Annotated in this window: 14 protein-coding genes; 8 read left to right on the top strand and 6 right to left on the bottom strand. The window is 65.7% G+C overall.

Translation table 11 applies throughout. From position 1 onward, the window contains the following. Positions 1-46 precede the first annotated feature (46 nt). From metC to ACZ5MJ_RS28675, 6 genes are all read left to right on the top strand, one after another. A complete protein-coding gene (gene metC / locus ACZ5MJ_RS28700; protein WP_464224335.1) occupies positions 47-1,261 on the top strand; it encodes a cystathionine beta-lyase in 1,215 nt (404 codons plus the stop codon). Continuing rightward, on the top strand, positions 1,245-1,679 hold the full coding sequence (locus tag ACZ5MJ_RS28695; RefSeq protein ID WP_464224334.1) for a M14 family metallopeptidase: 435 nt from the start codon (positions 1,245-1,247) through the stop codon (positions 1,677-1,679). Before metC ends, ACZ5MJ_RS28695 begins: the two co-directional genes overlap by 17 nt. After that, positions 1,676-2,206: a succinylglutamate desuccinylase/aspartoacylase family protein gene (locus ACZ5MJ_RS28690; protein WP_464224333.1), complete on the top strand. Its 531-nt coding sequence runs from the start codon at positions 1,676-1,678 to the stop codon at positions 2,204-2,206. Before ACZ5MJ_RS28695 ends, ACZ5MJ_RS28690 begins: the two co-directional genes overlap by 4 nt. Positions 2,207-2,280: 74 nt before the next feature. Further along, positions 2,281-3,252, top strand: a complete 972-nt coding sequence (locus ACZ5MJ_RS28685; protein ID WP_464224332.1) for a Bug family tripartite tricarboxylate transporter substrate binding protein — start codon at positions 2,281-2,283, stop codon at positions 3,250-3,252. A 4-nt stretch (positions 3,253-3,256) separates the two neighbouring features. Further along, complete coding sequence (locus ACZ5MJ_RS28680) at positions 3,257-5,509, top strand: molybdopterin-dependent oxidoreductase (RefSeq protein ID WP_464224331.1); 2,253 nt, start codon at positions 3,257-3,259, stop codon at positions 5,507-5,509. 151 nt (positions 5,510-5,660) lie between these two features. Next, the gene (locus ACZ5MJ_RS28675) at positions 5,661-6,428 is read left to right on the top strand and encodes a ParA family protein (RefSeq protein WP_464224330.1); all 768 of its coding nucleotides are present in this window, start codon (positions 5,661-5,663) and stop codon (positions 6,426-6,428) included. Here the strand turns inward: ACZ5MJ_RS28675 and ACZ5MJ_RS28670 are convergent. Together ACZ5MJ_RS28670 and ACZ5MJ_RS28665 are read right to left on the bottom strand one after the other, a co-directional pair. Continuing rightward, the gene (locus ACZ5MJ_RS28670) at positions 6,425-7,366 is read right to left on the bottom strand and encodes a pseudouridine-5'-phosphate glycosidase (RefSeq protein WP_464224329.1); all 942 of its coding nucleotides are present in this window, start codon (positions 7,364-7,366) and stop codon (positions 6,425-6,427) included. The genes ACZ5MJ_RS28675 and ACZ5MJ_RS28670 overlap by 4 nt on opposite strands. A 45-nt stretch (positions 7,367-7,411) precedes the next feature. Next, positions 7,412-8,338 carry an alpha/beta hydrolase gene (locus ACZ5MJ_RS28665; RefSeq protein ID WP_464224328.1) on the bottom strand — a complete coding sequence of 309 codons (927 nt, stop codon included), beginning with the start codon at positions 8,336-8,338 and terminating at the stop codon, positions 7,412-7,414. Between the two features lie 549 nt (positions 8,339-8,887). On the opposite strand from ACZ5MJ_RS28665, the gene ACZ5MJ_RS28660 reads away from it, so the two are divergent. Beyond that, positions 8,888-9,949 carry a CBASS cGAMP-activated phospholipase gene (locus tag ACZ5MJ_RS28660; protein ID WP_464224327.1) on the top strand — a complete coding sequence of 354 codons (1,062 nt, stop codon included), beginning with the start codon at positions 8,888-8,890 and terminating at the stop codon, positions 9,947-9,949. Positions 9,950-9,992: 43 nt separating this feature from the next. Here the strand turns inward: ACZ5MJ_RS28660 and ACZ5MJ_RS28655 are convergent, their stop codons facing one another. Then, the gene (locus ACZ5MJ_RS28655; protein ID WP_464224326.1) at positions 9,993-11,000 is read right to left on the bottom strand and encodes a Bug family tripartite tricarboxylate transporter substrate binding protein; all 1,008 of its coding nucleotides are present in this window, start codon (positions 10,998-11,000) and stop codon (positions 9,993-9,995) included. A gap of 125 nt (positions 11,001-11,125) precedes the next feature. Further along, positions 11,126-12,142, bottom strand: a complete 1,017-nt coding sequence (locus ACZ5MJ_RS28650; RefSeq protein WP_464226635.1) for a 1-aminocyclopropane-1-carboxylate deaminase — start codon at positions 12,140-12,142, stop codon at positions 11,126-11,128. 204 nt (positions 12,143-12,346) lie between these two features. Between ACZ5MJ_RS28650 and ACZ5MJ_RS28645 the strand changes: the two genes are divergently transcribed. Beyond that, the gene (locus ACZ5MJ_RS28645; protein ID WP_464224325.1) at positions 12,347-12,856 is read left to right on the top strand and encodes an Lrp/AsnC family transcriptional regulator; all 510 of its coding nucleotides are present in this window, start codon (positions 12,347-12,349) and stop codon (positions 12,854-12,856) included. 85 nt (positions 12,857-12,941) lie between these two features. Here ACZ5MJ_RS28645 and ACZ5MJ_RS28640 read toward each other — a convergent pair whose 3' ends face one another. Together ACZ5MJ_RS28640 and ACZ5MJ_RS28635 are read right to left on the bottom strand one after the other, a co-directional pair. After that, the gene (locus ACZ5MJ_RS28640; RefSeq protein WP_464224324.1) at positions 12,942-14,465 is read right to left on the bottom strand and encodes an amidase; all 1,524 of its coding nucleotides are present in this window, start codon (positions 14,463-14,465) and stop codon (positions 12,942-12,944) included. Between the two features lie 70 nt (positions 14,466-14,535). After that, on the bottom strand, positions 14,536-15,531 hold the full coding sequence (locus tag ACZ5MJ_RS28635; protein WP_464224323.1) for a Bug family tripartite tricarboxylate transporter substrate binding protein: 996 nt from the start codon (positions 15,529-15,531) through the stop codon (positions 14,536-14,538). Between the last annotated feature and the right edge of the window lie 157 nt (positions 15,532-15,688).

The following is a 15,688-nucleotide window of genomic DNA, read 5'->3' as shown; positions in this document are numbered from 1 at the left end:
ACCTTGCGACGTCTCTCACAACCATGAGCCACCCCACAGGCCAACCATGACGAAAGCGCTCCCAACACGCCTTGCCCATGCCGGACGCACATCCGGTGTGCCCGGCGGCCAGCCGGTCAATCCAGCCGTGGTGCGTGCGAGCACCGTGTTGTTCGAATCCGTCGCCCAGCAGCGCGAGATGCGCACGCGCCGCGATACAGAGCGCCTGTTCACCTACGGTGCACGCGGCAACCCCACCAACTTCGCGCTCGAAGACATGGTGACGATGCTCGAAGGCGGCTATCGCACGCGCCTGTTCCCGTCGGGGCTGGCTGCAGCGGCAATGACGATACTGGCCTATGTACGCCCCGGCCAGCATGTGCTGCTGCCAGACTGCGTCTATGAGCCGGTGCGCAACCTGGCCAACGGCTTCCTGCGCCAGCACAGCATCGCTACCGACTTCTATGTGGCGGACGGCTCCGACCTCGATGCGAAGCTGCGCCCGGAAACGCGGCTGGTCTATGTGGAAGCCCCCGGCTCGCTGGTCTATGAAATGTGCGACCTGCCCGCGCTGGCCGAACGCGCACATGCGAACGGCGCACTGGTCGCCGCCGACAACACCTGGGGATCGGGCCTGCTGTATCGCCCGCTGGAACTCGGCGCCGATATTTCCCTGATGGCCGCCACCAAGTACCTGGGTGGCCATTCCGACGTGATGATGGGCACGGTCAGCACCACCGAGGCCGCCTGGCAGCCACTGGCGACGATATCCGACGCCTTCGGCATGACCGTGAGCCCCGACGATGCCTATCTGGTGCAACGCGGGATCCGCTCGCTGGGCGCGCGTCTGGCGCAGCACCAGGAAAGCGCGCTGGCGGTGGCGCAATGGCTGCTCGACCGTCCCGAAGTCGCGCAAGTCTTCTGCCCTGCCCTGCCGCACGACCCCAACCACACCCTGTGGCAACGCGACTGCCATGGCACCAACGGCCTGCTCTCTTTCACCTTGCGTTCGCAAGCGCAGGTGGCGCCCGAACGCTTTGTCGACAGCCTGCAACTGTTCGGCATCGGCGCCTCATGGGGCGGCTTCGAAAGCCTGGCGGTACTCGCCGACATGCGCCGCGCGCGCAGCATCAGCGACTGGTCATCGCACGGCACCGTGATTCGGCTGCATATCGGCCTGGAGGCCGTGTCCGACCTGCTGTCCGACCTCGATCAGGCATTCGCCGCCATCGCTCACCTTGAATCGACTGAACAGGAGTCCTCCCATGCCCATGATCGGTGACTGGTTGCGCCAGCAATCCGGCCCCGCCCGCACCAGCGGCCAGTTGCCTGTCGGCTCGATGGCCTCGGGCATGAGCGTCACGCTGCCCTATGTGGCGGTGCGTGGCGCACAACCGGGACGCACACTGTGGCTGCACGGGCAGGTCCATGGCGACGAGATCAATGGCATGGTGGCCGCGCTGCGTTTTGCGCGCAGCCTCGACCCCGCCACGATGCGCGGCAATGTGGTGGTGACGCCCACCGGCAATCCGCACGCACTCGATGCGCGGCGCAAGCGCAATCCGTACGACGAACTCGATCTCGACCAGACCTATCCGGGCAACGCGGACGGCCTCGTATCGGAACGGCTCGCGCACGCGCTGATCAGCGAAGTGCGCGGCCCTACACAGTCTACAAGGTGCATCCGGACAGCAGCGTGACCGAGGCCGACGTAATGGCCGCCATGGCACCGTTTCATCCGCACGTGGCCTGCCGGCAGGATGTCGGCGGCAAGGGCGAGCTGCCCGGCAATATCGCTGGTGCGCTCGACTACCAGTGCCTGGCAGCCGGCGTCTGCGCGTTCATGCTTGAGCTCGGCAGCGGCAGCCGTTTCGAGGCCGACAACATCGCCGTGGCCGAAACCGGCTTCCATGCGCTGGCCGTGCAGATGGGCATTCTCGATGGGCCGCCGGCCAAGCTCGCGGCTACCAGCATGCGGCGCGTCAGGCGGCGCGGCTGGATCACCGCCGATGAGGGCGGCCTGTTCATTCCGGCCACGCGCGCCGGGGATCTGGTGCATGAGGGAGCGTCGATCGGGGACACGCTCAAGCTCGATGCCTCGCTGACCGCCGTCAGGCCGTTCACGCGCGACGGCATTCTGATCGGCCTGCGCAGCGATCCTGTTGTCCACACCGGCGAACGGCTGGCCTTCGTGGCCTGGGAATGGGACACCGTACAACTGGCGTAGGACTGCCGCATGACACGGCCAGCGCACCATGCCCTGGCCAATCACCCGTTTGACCGTACCACCCGGAGTTCATCATGCCTGCCCCTCGCGCCCTTTGCCTGCTCCTGCCCTGCCTCGCCCTGCTTACCCCGCTTGCCGCCCACGCCGCCTGGCCCGATCCGTCCAAGCCGATCCGCATCGTCGTGGGTTTTCCACCGGGCGGCGGCGCCGATACGCTGGCACGCGCCGTGGCGCCGGCACTTTCCGGACAGCTGAAGGCCAATGTCATCATCGACAACCGTCCCGGCGCAGGCGGCCTGATTGCCACCGATCTCGTCGCCAAGTCCGCGCCTGATGGCTACACGCTCTACGTAGCCACGCCGGGATCCTTCACGATCTGGCCGAACCTGCGCAAGCTCAACTATGACCCGCAGAAGGACTTTGCGCCGATCAGTGTGCTGGTGACGATGCCTAACGTGCTGGTCACCGGTGCCGACACACCATACAAGGACGTGCAAGGCATGCTGGCTGCGGTCCGCAGCGCCAATGGCAAGTTCTCGTACGCATCGGGTGGCAATGGCACCATCGGCCAGATCGCGGCCGAGCAGCTCAAGATGCTGACTGGCCTGCAAATGCAGCATGTTCCGTACAAGGGCACCACGCCGGCACTGACCGATGTGATGGGCGGCGTCGTGCCGGTCACGTTCTCCGATCCTTCGGCCAAGCCGCTGATCGCCTCGGGCAAGCTGCGCGCATTGGCTGTGACCACCGCGACGCGCTCGCCGCAGTTCCCGGGCGTGCCCACGGTGGCCGAAGCGGGTGTGCCGGGCTACGAGGTAACCAACTGGTACGGCCTGGTCGCACCAGCCGGCACGCCAGCCGAGGTTATCGCGCAACTGAACAAGGCGCTTGCCAAGGTCATGGCCGACCCGGATATCCGCCAGCGGCTGGCGGCGTCCGGCATGGATGCCACTACCGATACCCCGCAGCAGTTCGCCAAGCTGCTGAGCGCGGAGCGCGCCAAGTGGGCCGAGCTGACCCGCAAGGCCGGCATCCAGGACGATTGATATCGTGACCATCCGCCGCTATCCGCAACTGGCGCACTGGGGCGCCTTCACGGCCGTCGTGGAAGACGGCCGGCTGGTCCGCTGCGAACCGTTTGCGGCAGATCCCAATCCGTCGCCGTTGCTCGAGTCGATTGTGCCAATGGTGTACTCGCCGATGCGCATCCGGACACCGATGGTGCGGCGCGGTTGGCTGGAACGGCGCGAGCACTCGGATGGTCATGCTCGTGGCCGCGACGAGTTTGTCGGAGTGCCGTGGGACGTTGCACTCGATCTCGTCGCCGGCGAAATCCAGCGCGTGCGCGATGCGCATGGGCCATCGGGCGTGTTCGGTGGATCTTATGGCTGGTCGTCGGCGGGCCGGCTGCACCACGCACGTTCGCTGATCCGCCGCTTTCATTTCTCGGGGGGCGGCTGCGTCGACCAGGTTGGCAACTATAGCTGGGGCACCGCACAGTTCCTGCTGCCACATGTAATCGGCACCTATCGCCCGCTGACGGGCCGCGTCACCGCATGGCCGAGCCTGATCGCGCATACCGAGATCTTCCTGGCGTTTGGCGGTCTTGCACTCAAGAACGGCCAGGTCTCGTCCGGCGGCGCGGCCGAGCACACGCAGGAAGGCTGGCTGCGCAAGCTGGCCGCCAGCGGCGCCACGGTCATCAATATCAGCCCGACGCGCGACGACTGCCCGGACTTCCTCGGCGCCGAATGGATTCCGATCCGCCCGAGCACCGACGTGGCGCTGATGCTGGCGCTGGCCTATGAGTTGCGCCGCGCCGAAGCCCACGACGTGGCGTTCCTGGACACACATTGCAGCGGCTGGCCGAGCCTGGAAGCGTATTTGCTGGGCCGCGGCGACGGCACGCCGAAGACGCCGGCATGGGCGGCGGCCATCACTGGCATTCCCGCCGAGCGCATCGAGCACCTGGCCCGCCAGCTCGCGGGAAGACGTAGCTACATCACGTGCAGCTTTGCCGTGCAACGCCAGCACCGCGGCGAGCAGCCGTACTGGATGGCAATTGCATTGGCCGCGATGCTGGGCCAGATCGGCATGCCCGGCGGCGGATTCGGTTTCGGCCATGGTTCGATGAACGGCGTGGGCAATCCGCGAGTGGCGACGCCGGGGCCCGAGATGCCGGTAGGACACAACCCGGCCAGCCTCGACATCCCCGCCGCGCGGATCTCGGACATGCTGCTGAATCCGGGCACGGCCTATCGCTTTCTCGGCGAAACGCGCCACTACCCCGACGTCAAGCTGATTCACTGGGCGGGCGGCAACCCGTTCCATCATCACCAGCAACTGACGCGCCTGCGCGAGGCCTGGGCACGACCGCAGACGGTGATTGTGCAGGACATCTGGTGGACGGCCACGGCACGCCATGCCGATATCGTGCTGCCAGTGACCACCGCATTGGAGCGCAACGATATTGGCGGTTCTTCGCGCGACCGCTACGTGCTGGCGATGCACCAGGCCATCGCCCCGCTGCATCGGGCCCGCAGCGACCTGGATATCTTCACCGAGCTGTCGGACCGGCTCGGCCATCGCGAAGCGTTCACCGAGAACCGCGATGAATCCAGCTGGATCGCTGCGATCTATGCACGCTGCCGTGAAGCGCAGGCACACGCAGGCATCGAGCTGCCATCGTTCGATCAGTTCTGGCGCACCGGCCACGTCGCCCTGCCGCAGCCGAAGGAGGACTTCGTACTGTTCGACGAATTCCGTCGCGACCCCGCGGCGCATCCCTTGCGCACACCGAGCGGCCGCATCGAACTGTCGAGCCCCACGCTCGGCACGCTATCGGAGGACTGTGGCACGCATCCGCATTGGCACCCCCCCGTCGAATGGCTCGGCGCGGTGGAGGCGGAACGCCATCCCCTGCATTTGATATCGGTTCAGCCGAGCGATCGGCTACATAGCCAGCTCGATCCCGCCCCGCTGGCGCAGGCAGGCAAAATCGCTGGCGCGGAACGGATTACCCTGCATCCCGCGGATGCGTCCGCACGCGGCCTGCATGCAGGCATGCGCGTGCGCGTGCACAACGCGCGCGGCGCCATCGCGGCAGGATTGTCCGTCAGCGATGGCGTCGCGCGCGGTGTTGCCGTTATGGCCACCGGCGCATGGTACGACCCCGATGCCGACGGGGTCGACCGCGCCGGTGCGGCGAACACATTGACTTTAGATATCGGCACATCGGACCTGACGCAAGGCCCGAACGCGATGAGTTGTCTGGTAGAGGTGTCAAGCGAAGTCGGCTGCTAAGCTTCTCGCCAAGCTTGCATAACAATGTCCGTTCCTCGCTGAAAATCGGTCAGCAAACTGCGAGCCGGGACTCCCGCGGGCCATGTGCTACCAAGCACCGCCTCGCTAAGGTATGCTTTTGCCTTCGAATCGATCTTATCCAGAGGGGCAAATGCGTCGCGTCGTATTCAATCAGAAGGGTGGGGTCGGCAAGTCGACTATCGTTTGCAATCTGGCGGCGATCAGCGCCAGCGAAGGCCTGCGCACCCTGGTCGTTGACCTGGATGCGCAAGGCAACTCGACCCAGTATCTGATGGGCGCGCAGGCCGCAGAGGCAGGTCCGACCGCGGCGAACTTCTTCGAGACGTCCCTGACCTACAATTTCAGGCCGGTGGACGTTACGTCCTTTGTCCGCCCGACGCCGTTTGAGAACCTGGATGTGATGCCGGCGCACCCTGATCTGGACGCCCTGCATGGCAAGCTGGAATCCCGCTACAAGATCTACAAGCTGCGCGACGCCCTGCTTGAACTGGATGCCGTTTATGACGCCATCTATATCGATACGCCACCAGCCCTGAATTTCTATACCCGGTCCGCGCTGATCGCCGTCGAGCGCTGCCTGATCCCATTCGATTGCGATGACTTTTCGCGCCGGGCCCTGTACACGCTGCTCGACAATGTGAAGGAAATCCAGCAGGACCACAACGACGGGCTGCAGGTCGAGGGCATTGTCATCAACCAGTTCCAGCCGCGCGCCAGCTTGCCGACGAAACTGGTCGAGGAACTGGTAAGCGAGGGCCTGCCGGTACTTGAATCGCGGCTCTCTTCGTCGGTGAAGATCCGGGAATCGCACCAGCACGCTACCCCGATGATCCACCTGGATCCGCGCCACAAGCTGGCGCAGGAATATCTGGCGTTGCACCGCGAGCTGGCTGGCTAGTGTGCTCCGCGCCCGACCTGTGCCAGCGCCAGTGCCAGCCTTGCCCCCACCTCGGCGTTGTGTTTGACGAGCGCGATGTTTGTCGCCAGGCTGCGTCCGCTCGTCAGCGCCTCGATTCGCGCCAGCAGGAAGGGGGTCACGGCCTTGCCGGTGATGCCTTGCGCCGTGGCCTCGGCCAGCGCCTGCTGAGTGAGCGCGTCGATTTCATCTGATGCCATCGCTGCCGCTGCCGGCACCGGGGTGCTTAACACCACGCCGCCCGCAAGGCCCAGGTCCCACTTGGTGCGGATGAAGCGTGCCTGCTCCGCCGCGTCGTCCAGCCTGAAATCCGCGCGAAAGCCGCTGTCGCGGGTGTAGAACGCAGCGACATTGTCTTGCTCGCAACTGAGCACCGGCACGCCATGTGTCTCCAGGTATTCCAGTGTGAGCCCGATGTCCAGGATGGACTTCGCGCCGGCACAGACCACGGCCACCGAAGTCTTTGCCAGTTCCTGCAGGTCGGCCGAGATGTCAAAGGTCTCCTGCGCACCGCGGTGCACGCCGCCGATGCCGCCGGTGACGAAGACCTCAATGCCGGCCAGCGCGGCGCATATCATGGTGCCGGCCACTGTCGTGGCACCGAGCCCGCCGCTGGCCAGCACGGCCGGCAGGTCGCGGCGGCTGACCTTCCGTGCCTGGCCCGAGCGGCCAAGCAGTTCCAGCTCGTCATCCGAAAGGCCGATGCGGATTCGCCCGCCGATCAGCGCGATCGTCGCCGGCTCGGCTCCCAGGTTGCGGATCACGTCCTCCACGTCGCGCGCAGTGCGAACGTTCTCCGGGTAGGGCATGCCGTGAGCGATGATGGTCGATTCCAGCGCCACGAGCGGGCGGCCGGCGGCTTGTGCGGCGGCCACAGGCGCGCTGAAGTTCAACCAGGAGCGGGCAAGGTCGGGAGTCATGATCGGCTGTTCGCTGAGGCTATGACGAGGGGTGGAGAACTTTGGTCACCTGCGCTCGCCACGATTCACGCCGTCCGCGTCGGTCATGCCTGTCGGGCCGGCCTCGGCTGGATCGAGCTGTCCGCTGCGCAGGTAGGCCGTGATCGGGGCCCAGAAGCGGGCTGCCTGCTCGCTTTCAATGGCGGCGTTGTGCACCAGGCCGTTGTAGGCGACCAGCCGATGCGGCCCCGCGGCGGCACCGGCGAGCCGCTCTGAATTGGCGAAGGGGATGAGTTCATCGGAACGGCTGTGCGCCAGCAGCAGCGGCAGCGTGAGCTTGCGCACCTGCGCTTCGTTGTCCCAGGGTTCGGGCAGCAGCGGTGCAAGCCAGGATGGCACGATGCCTGTGGCAATCGCGGCGGCGCGCGCCGTGGCGAATCCGGCGCCGATCACGACGCCGGACGGTGCCGGAGACAGCGAGCCGACGATATCGAGCAGCACCCCCGAACCGAGCGAGTAACCGAGGACGTAGCGCCGCGCCGCCAGCGGTGTCTCCGCGACAAAGCGGCGGTAGGCGGCCAGGCCATCCTGGCGCAGGTTGCTCACGCTGGGCCAGCCGCTGCTGCCGCCATAGCCGCTGTAGTCGAATACGAAGGAAGATACGCCCTCGTGGTAGAGCAGTGCCTGCACAAAGGCCCAGTCCGAGAGGTTTTCTTCGTCGCCGTGGCAAATCATCAAAGCCGGCGCAGCCGGGTCAGCCACCTGTACGTATGAAGCACGCAGCTTGCGTTGCGCACTGGCGAATACGATTTGCCGTGACGGTATGCCGAAGCTCTCAGGCGTGAAAGCGCCGGCGGGCTTGGGCACGAACGCTTCGCGCTCGATCGCGGCGAACAATGCCAGCCGGCCGAGCCCGGCCAGCAAGGCCACGCAGGCCGCCCCTGCCAGCCAGCGGGTGAAGCAATGACTGCTCTTGCGATCCATGCCTGCCATGGCGGCTCAACGTGCTCCGGCGAGCGATATCCGCGCGTCAGCGGGTCAGCAAATGGCGGCTGGCCTCGCCGCCCGCCCGCGCTATAGTGAACCGAGATGGGTGCGATTGCAATCAGATGAACGATTATCGGCATCACTCGCCTGGTTTCCGGTTCCGTAGATAACTTGCGATACGGACGAATGGCCATCAGCCTTTCTATCATGGCGCTCGGCGATCTCTGCTTGCCGATATCCGGACGACGGTCCGGCACCCGGATTTATGCGACAACGCGCCCCGCTGCGCTGAAAATCAGAATTAAACGTCGCTTAAATCCCTGTACGAGGTCGATGGCTTGCGCAGGACGTGAGTGCGTGAAATATGCCGAGAAAAAATTCCGGGATTGTCTAGTATGGATCTGCGTGGCATCTCGCGGCGCTCGCCGTTGCCACCATGCGTAGTCTGCGCTGCGGCTACGGCACGATTATTGAGATAGTCCAAAGAACTGCGCATTTTCACCCGAGCCAAAGGGTAAACAACCGATTCGTGCCCGGCTGGAGGGAGGGAAATTCTTGAACGAGGCCGCCCAATCCCGGTTTCAGATCCTTGCCCTCTCGGGCGGTGGCTTCCGTGGACTGTACACGGCAAAGCTGCTTGCCGATTTCGAGGACGAAATCAGTGCGCCGATCGCGACCCGGTTCGACCTGATTGCCGGGACCTCGATCGGGGGAATCATTGCCCTGGCACTTGCGCTGGAGGTGCCGGCGAGCCGCATTGTCGCCCTGCTGACGGAATATGGGGAGGAGATCTTCAAGCGGCGCTGGTCGCTCGCCGGAATCTGGCGGGCTCCCTTTTCCTCGCGGCGCCTGGCGGAACTGCTTGCCGGTAGGGAGATGTTCGGCGATGGTGTGCTGGGGGCTTGCAGGCACCGGGTGGTCATTCCGGCGATCAATTACTCGACGGGCCGGCCGCAAATCTTCAAGACCCCGCACCATATCAATTTCAAGCGGGATCATAAATTCCGCATCGTGGATATCGCGATGGCCACCAGTGCCGCGCCGGCTTATTTTTCACGCTACACATTCAATAATAATCAATTTGTCGATGGTGGCCTGTACGCCAATGCGCCGGGCTTGCTGGCCGTGCACGAAGCGCAGTATTCCCTGCTTCGGTCAGCGGCTGAAATCCATGTCATGGCGATTGGCACCATGTCGTCGAAATTTACCGTGGACCCCCGCCGCAATCGCGAGGGAGGCACCTACGACTGGGGAGGCGTCAATCCCGCCAATATGCCCAAGCGATTATTTGGCCTGTCAATATCGGTCCAGGAAGCGCTGAGCGATTTCATGCTCGCCCACCTGCTGCCAGGGCGATATGTGCTGGTTGACGATGATCTGACCGATCAGCGCTCGCGCGCCGTGGGGCTGGACAAAGCCGACCACGCGGCAAGAGAGGTTCTTCTCGGCGCGGCCTCGGAACGATCGAAGATATGCATTGGCAGCCGGGATTTCCAACCCTATTTGCGGCATCTCGCTCCACCGGCGACGTTCTTTTACGGGGAAAACGCGAATACCCGCTCATGTCGCGTCGCCAGTATCAGCGCGCGAGTCAATGCAGGCGCGCCTTCGCGATAGCTGGCAGGTCCATGTTGCCTCCTCCTGCCCGCTTCAGCTGGCTTCAGTCGGCATGGATGCCGGCTCGCTGCGCGATCGCGCGCATGCGCGGCAGCTCCTGGTCGATCATCGCGCTGACCTGCTCGGGCGTGGCATAGGCCGGCTCCAGCCCGTTGGCGATCAGTTTCTTCTGGATCTCCGGGTCCCTGGTGACATCGGCAAGCGCCTTGCCCAGCCGCGCGCGCACGTCCGCGGGCAGGCCGCGCGGCGCCGCAACCGCCACCCAGGCATCGGCGTCGAAGCCGGGATAGCCCGACTCGGCCACGGTCGGCACCTCGGGCAGCAGCGTCGCGCGCCGGGCGCCGGTTACAGCGATCGGCTTGATCCGGCCGCTGCGAATGTGCGGCAGCGAGGCGGCGATGGTATCCACCGAAAACGGGATCTGGCCGCCGATCAGGTCGGCCACTGCCGGCGCGCTGCCCTTGTAGGGAATATGCTGCAGCCTGATGCCGGTGGCCTCGAGCAGCATCTCGCCCGCGAAGTGGCCGGTGGTGCCGCTGCCGAACGAACCGTATGCATACTTGCCGGGCTCGGCCTTCGCCATCGACACGAGCTGCCTGAGGCTGGTCGCAGGCACATCGCGATTGGCGAGCACGATCAGCGGCACGCGCGCTACCAGGCCGAGCGGCTCGAAGCTCTTCACCGGGTCGTAGGGCAGGCTCGCGTTGATCGCCGGATTGACGGTGAAGGTCGAGCCCGAGCTGATGAACAGCGTGTAGCCGTCCGGCGCGGCCTTGGCGACATAGCTGGCGCCGACGATGGTGCCGGCGCCCGCGCGGTTTTCGATCACCACCGGCTGGCCGAGCCGCTCGCCGAGCGTCTTGCCGACCATGCGCCCGATGATGTCGACTGCGCCCCCGGCAGGGAACGGCACCACCAGCGTTACCGGTCTGGCCGGATAGCCGCCCTGGGCCCGGGCCTGGGTGCCGGCAGCCGCCAGCCCCAACAGCGCGACCCCCGATAGCACGAGCGCCTCCAGCGCCGCGCCCGCCAAGCGTTGAACTCTGTTCATTTGCTTCCCCTCCGATCGCTTGATGTGTGCGAGCGCCGCCAGCGTGCAGCCCAGCACGTTGCCACCTGCCTGCCCAGACCCGCGGCGCCCGTGGCAGGTGCCGGCGCCGCACAGGCGTGGGCCGCTCAGCCGTTGCGGAACAGGAAGCTGTAGGCGTTCAGCGCGGGCACGCCGCCGAGGTGCGCATATAGCACCTTCGAACCCTCGGGAAATTCGCCGCGGCGCACGCGGTCGATCATCCCCTGCATCGACTTGCCTTCGTAGACCGGATCGGTCATGACGCCCTCGTACTTCGCGCACAGGCGGATCGCCTCGAGCGTTCCTTCGGACGGCAATCCGTACTCGGGGCCGCCGTAGCGCGTGTCGAGCACGACGTCGGCATCGGTGATGCCGCGACCGAGGTCGACCAGCTCCGCGGTATGGCGCGCGATGCGCAGGATCTGCGCGCGCGTCTGCTCGGGCTTGGCCGAGGCGTCGATGCCGATCACGCGGTCGGCGCGGCCGTCGGCGGCAAACCCCACCACCATGCCGGCCTGCGTGCTGCCGGTCACCGAGCACACAACGATGTAGTCAAACTTGAAGCCAAGCTCCGCCTCCTGCGCGCGCACCTCCTCGGCAAAACCGACGAAGCCCAGGCCGCCAAGCGGGTGTTCGGAGCAGCCGGCGGGAATCGGATAGGGCTTGCCGCCGGCCTGGCGCACGCTCTCCATGGCCTCTTCCCAGCTCCTGCGAATGCCGATGTCGAAGCCGTCGCTGACCAGGCGCACGTCGGCGCCCATGATGCGCGACATCTGGATATTGCCGACGCGGTCATAGACGGCGTCGGAGTAGTTGACCCAGTTCTCCTGCACCAGCACGCACTTCAGGCCCAGGTGGGCGGCCACGGCCGCGACCTGGCGGGTCTGGTTGGACTGGATGCCGCCGATCGATACCAGCGTGTCGGCGCCCTGCTCCAGCACATCGGGAATCAGGTATTCCAGCTTGCGGGTCTTGTTGCCGCCGAAGGCCAGGCCGCTGTTGCAGTCCTCGCGCTTGGCGTAGAGCTCGACCTTGCCGCCCAGATGCGAGCTCAGGCGCTTCAGGGGCTGGATCGGGGTGGGGCCAAAGGTCAACGGGTAACGCGGGAAGCGCTTGAGATTCATGGTGACGACTCCTCTGTGGTGGGCGGGTATCCACGCATCGAGGCTGGCGAAGAACACTGGCATGTCCGGCTCCTTTTCCCTGATGCTGAGATGGCTTCATGCTAGGGAAAAACGCGCGAAACGTGCTTGCAAAGATCACCGGATTTGCGCACTATAAAAAAATAGAGGCTCCATTTTTGATGTCAGAATTTCTCTGATCAGGCCATGGACGAAACAACATTTCGCACCAAATCCGAGCAGCCGGGGCCCGGAATCGACGCATTGGATCGCACCGACAAGGCGATCCTGCGCGCGTTGCAGCAGGACGCCTCGATCTCCAACGTGGCGCTGGCGGCCAAGGTCAACCTGAGTCCGCCGGCATGCCTGCGGCGCGTCGAGCGGCTCAAGGAAATGGGGTTGATTCGCGGGATCGTGGCACTGCTGAACCCGGCCGCGCTGGAGGCCGGCATGCTGGTGCTGATCGGGGTGGTGCTGGACCGCTCCACCCCCGAGTCCTTCGCCCAGTTCGAGCAGGCCGCGCAGAAGGTCTCGGGCTGCATGGAGTGCCACGTGGTGACGGGCGAGTTCGACTACTTCATGATGGTGCGCACAAAGGACAGCGAGAGCTTCAACCGGCTGCACGCGGAACAGCTGCTGTACCTGCCGGGCGTGCGGCAGATCCGCTCCTTCATGGTGCTCAAGCAGGTGCTGTCGACCACGCAAATTCCGCTCTGAGCCGCCAGCGCCCATCCTGCGATGGCATGCGCGGCGCGCCCGCTTGTTCCCGGCGCTTGCCGCGCGTTTTATATGTGAACGGGCCCTACACTGCCGAAATACCTCCCGACTGCGCTGCCTCGCCGGGGATCGGCGGCGCTGTAACGATCGAGCGAAGCGCAGGCTCGGCCGGCGTGATCGCGTCGAGATTCGGAATGGGCCGGCGCAAGGCCGGCGACGCGGCAAAGGCCGTTTCCAACGCCTGCGCCACGCCCAGCGTCTGCGCGTCGCCCCGGAATCGGCCGGTGATCTGCAGGCCGAATGGCATGCCGTGCTCGTCAACGCCGCACGGCAACGAAATGGCAGGGTGCGTGGTCAGGGTGACGACATAGGTCAGTGCCAGCCAGCGATAGTAGTTTTCCTGCTTCTCGCCATTGATGGTATCTGCGTAGAGGCAGGTCCACGGGAACGGAGAGACCGGCGTGGTCGGCGACAGGATCACGTCATAGTCCTGGCAGGCCCGCTGAAAGCGCTGCAGGATGCGCGTCTCCTCGGCCTGCGCCCAGGAGCTGTCGGCAAGCGTCATCCGTGCACCCATTTCGTAGTTGGCTCGGGTGTTGGGACCGAGGCTGGCGGGGTCGCGCTGGTAAGCCTCGTGCAGGCTGGCGACGAAGCTCTCGGCGCGCAGCACGTCGAAGCAGCGGTGCACATCGCCCAGCGCGAAGCTGACCTCGTCGCAGCACTTGAACAGGTGCCGCATTGCGGCGATCCTTGCGCGGAACACGCGGCGGATGCCGTCATCCACGCTGCAGCTGCCAAAATCCTCCGTCCAGCCGACGCGCAAGCTGGACAGCTCGATGTGCGCCGGCGACAGGAAGGCGGTCGGGTCGAGTTCGTAGCTCAGCGGATCGGTGACCGACGCGCCGGCTGATGCGGCAAGCTGCAGGCAGGTGTCGGCGACCGTGCGGCCCATCGGGCCGACCACCGAAATCGGGGTCCAGCCCAGCAGCTTGCGCGAGTTCGGGACCACGCCCGGCGAGGGCCGGAAGCCGACCACACCGCATTTGGCGGCCGGGATGCGCAGCGAGCCGCCAGTGTCCGAGCCCGTGCAGACCGGCAGAAAATCAGCGGCCAGTGCCGCAGCCGACCCGCCGGAGGAACCGCCCGCATTCAGGTTGGGATTGAACGGGTTGCCGGTGGCACCCCACACCGCATTGCGCGAATTCGCGCCGGCGCCCATTTCGGGGATATTGGTCTTGCCGACGACGATGGCGCCGGCCGCCCGCAGGCGCGCCACCAGGGCATTGTCCTCGCCGGGCACATTGCCGCGGTACAGCGGCGAGCCATAGGTGGTGAGCAGCCCGGCGGTCGCCTCCAGGTCCTTGACCCCCAGCGGCAGCCCGTGCAGAAGGCCCAGCGGCTCGCCGCGCATGACCGCCTGCTCGGCCGCCCTCGCCTCCTTGCGCGCGCGCTCGTAACAGGTCGCGGTGATCGCGTTGATGGCCGGGTTGTAGGTCTCGATGCGGGCGATGCAGGCTTCAAGCAGTTCAACCGGCGAGATTTCCCTGGCGCCGATCAGGCGGCGAAGCTCGACGGCGGATGCCGAGGTCAGATTGTCCTGCGCATTCATGAGGCGGTTGTCTCCTTGGGCGGCGCGGTGCTGCTGCCGGCGGCCCCGGGGTTGAACGGTGGGATATGGCTCAGTCAAGCTTGATATTGGCGCGCTGGGCGATGGCCCGCATCTGCGGCGCCTCCTTCTCGATCATGGCGCTGACCTGCTTGCCCGGCGCGTAGGACGGCTCGATGCCGTTGTCCGTCAGCGTCTTGCGCGTATCCGGGTCGGCGATGGTCTCGGCCAGCGCCTTTTCCAGCCTGGCATGGACCTCCGGCGGCAAGCCGCGCGGCGCGAACAGCGCGATCCAGGTGCTGGCGTCCATGCCGGGGTAGCCGCTCTCGGCGACGGTCGGCACACCGGGCAGCAGCGCCGAGCGCTTTGCCGTGGTCACCGCGATGGCCTTGATCTTGCCCGCCTTGACCTGCGGGAGGGCCGCGGCCACGGTGTCGATGCTGAACGGAATCTGGCCGCCGATCAGGTCCGTCATGGCCGGCGAGCTGCCCTTGTACGGCACGTGAAGCAGGTGGATGCCGGTCAGGTTCATCAGCGCCTCGCCGGCAAAATGCGCGGTCGTCCCCGCGCCAAAGGAGCCGTAGGAATACTTGCCGGGCTGGGCCCTGGCGGCGGCAACGAACTCCTTCAGGTTGTTGACGGGCACCTCCCGGTTGGCCAGCAGGATCAGGCCGGTCGACCCGATCAGGCCGATCGGCTCGAAGTTCTTCTGCGCGTCGTAGGGCAGCCGCGGGTAGAGCGCGGGGTTGACCGTGAAGGTGGTGCCAGACGTCGCCATCAGCGTGTAGCCGTCCGGCGCTGACTTCGCAACATAACTGGCGCCGACAATGGTGCCGGCGCCGGCGCGGTTGTCGACCACCACAGTCTGGCCGAGCCGCTCGCCCAGCTTCTTGGCCACCAGGCGGCCGACCACATCGGTGGCGCCGCCAGGTGGGAACGGCAGCACCAGCTGGACAGGTTTTGACGGATAGGTGTCCTGGGCGGATGCAAGGGCGGGCGCCAGGCCGGCCGCGGCGGCAAGCCCGCAGGCAGTCAGCGTGGAAAGGACGTGGCAGGCAGGGGATCGCATATCGATGCTCCGGCAGGACAGGAAGCGACGCATGGCAGTAGCACGCTTCATGACGCAATCGTACGATCAAGTCGAATTCAATTCGTAGCAATGTTTCGAACAATTGATTGCCAAATCGGCAATCTGTAGAATCGGGCAAAGCCCTTCCCCCTCCCCT

It is taken from the genome of Cupriavidus sp. LA-1, from assembly GCF_055385985.1.
The sequence above is the reverse complement of the archived record's forward strand: the minus strand, read 5'-3'. Positions and strand labels throughout refer to the sequence as shown.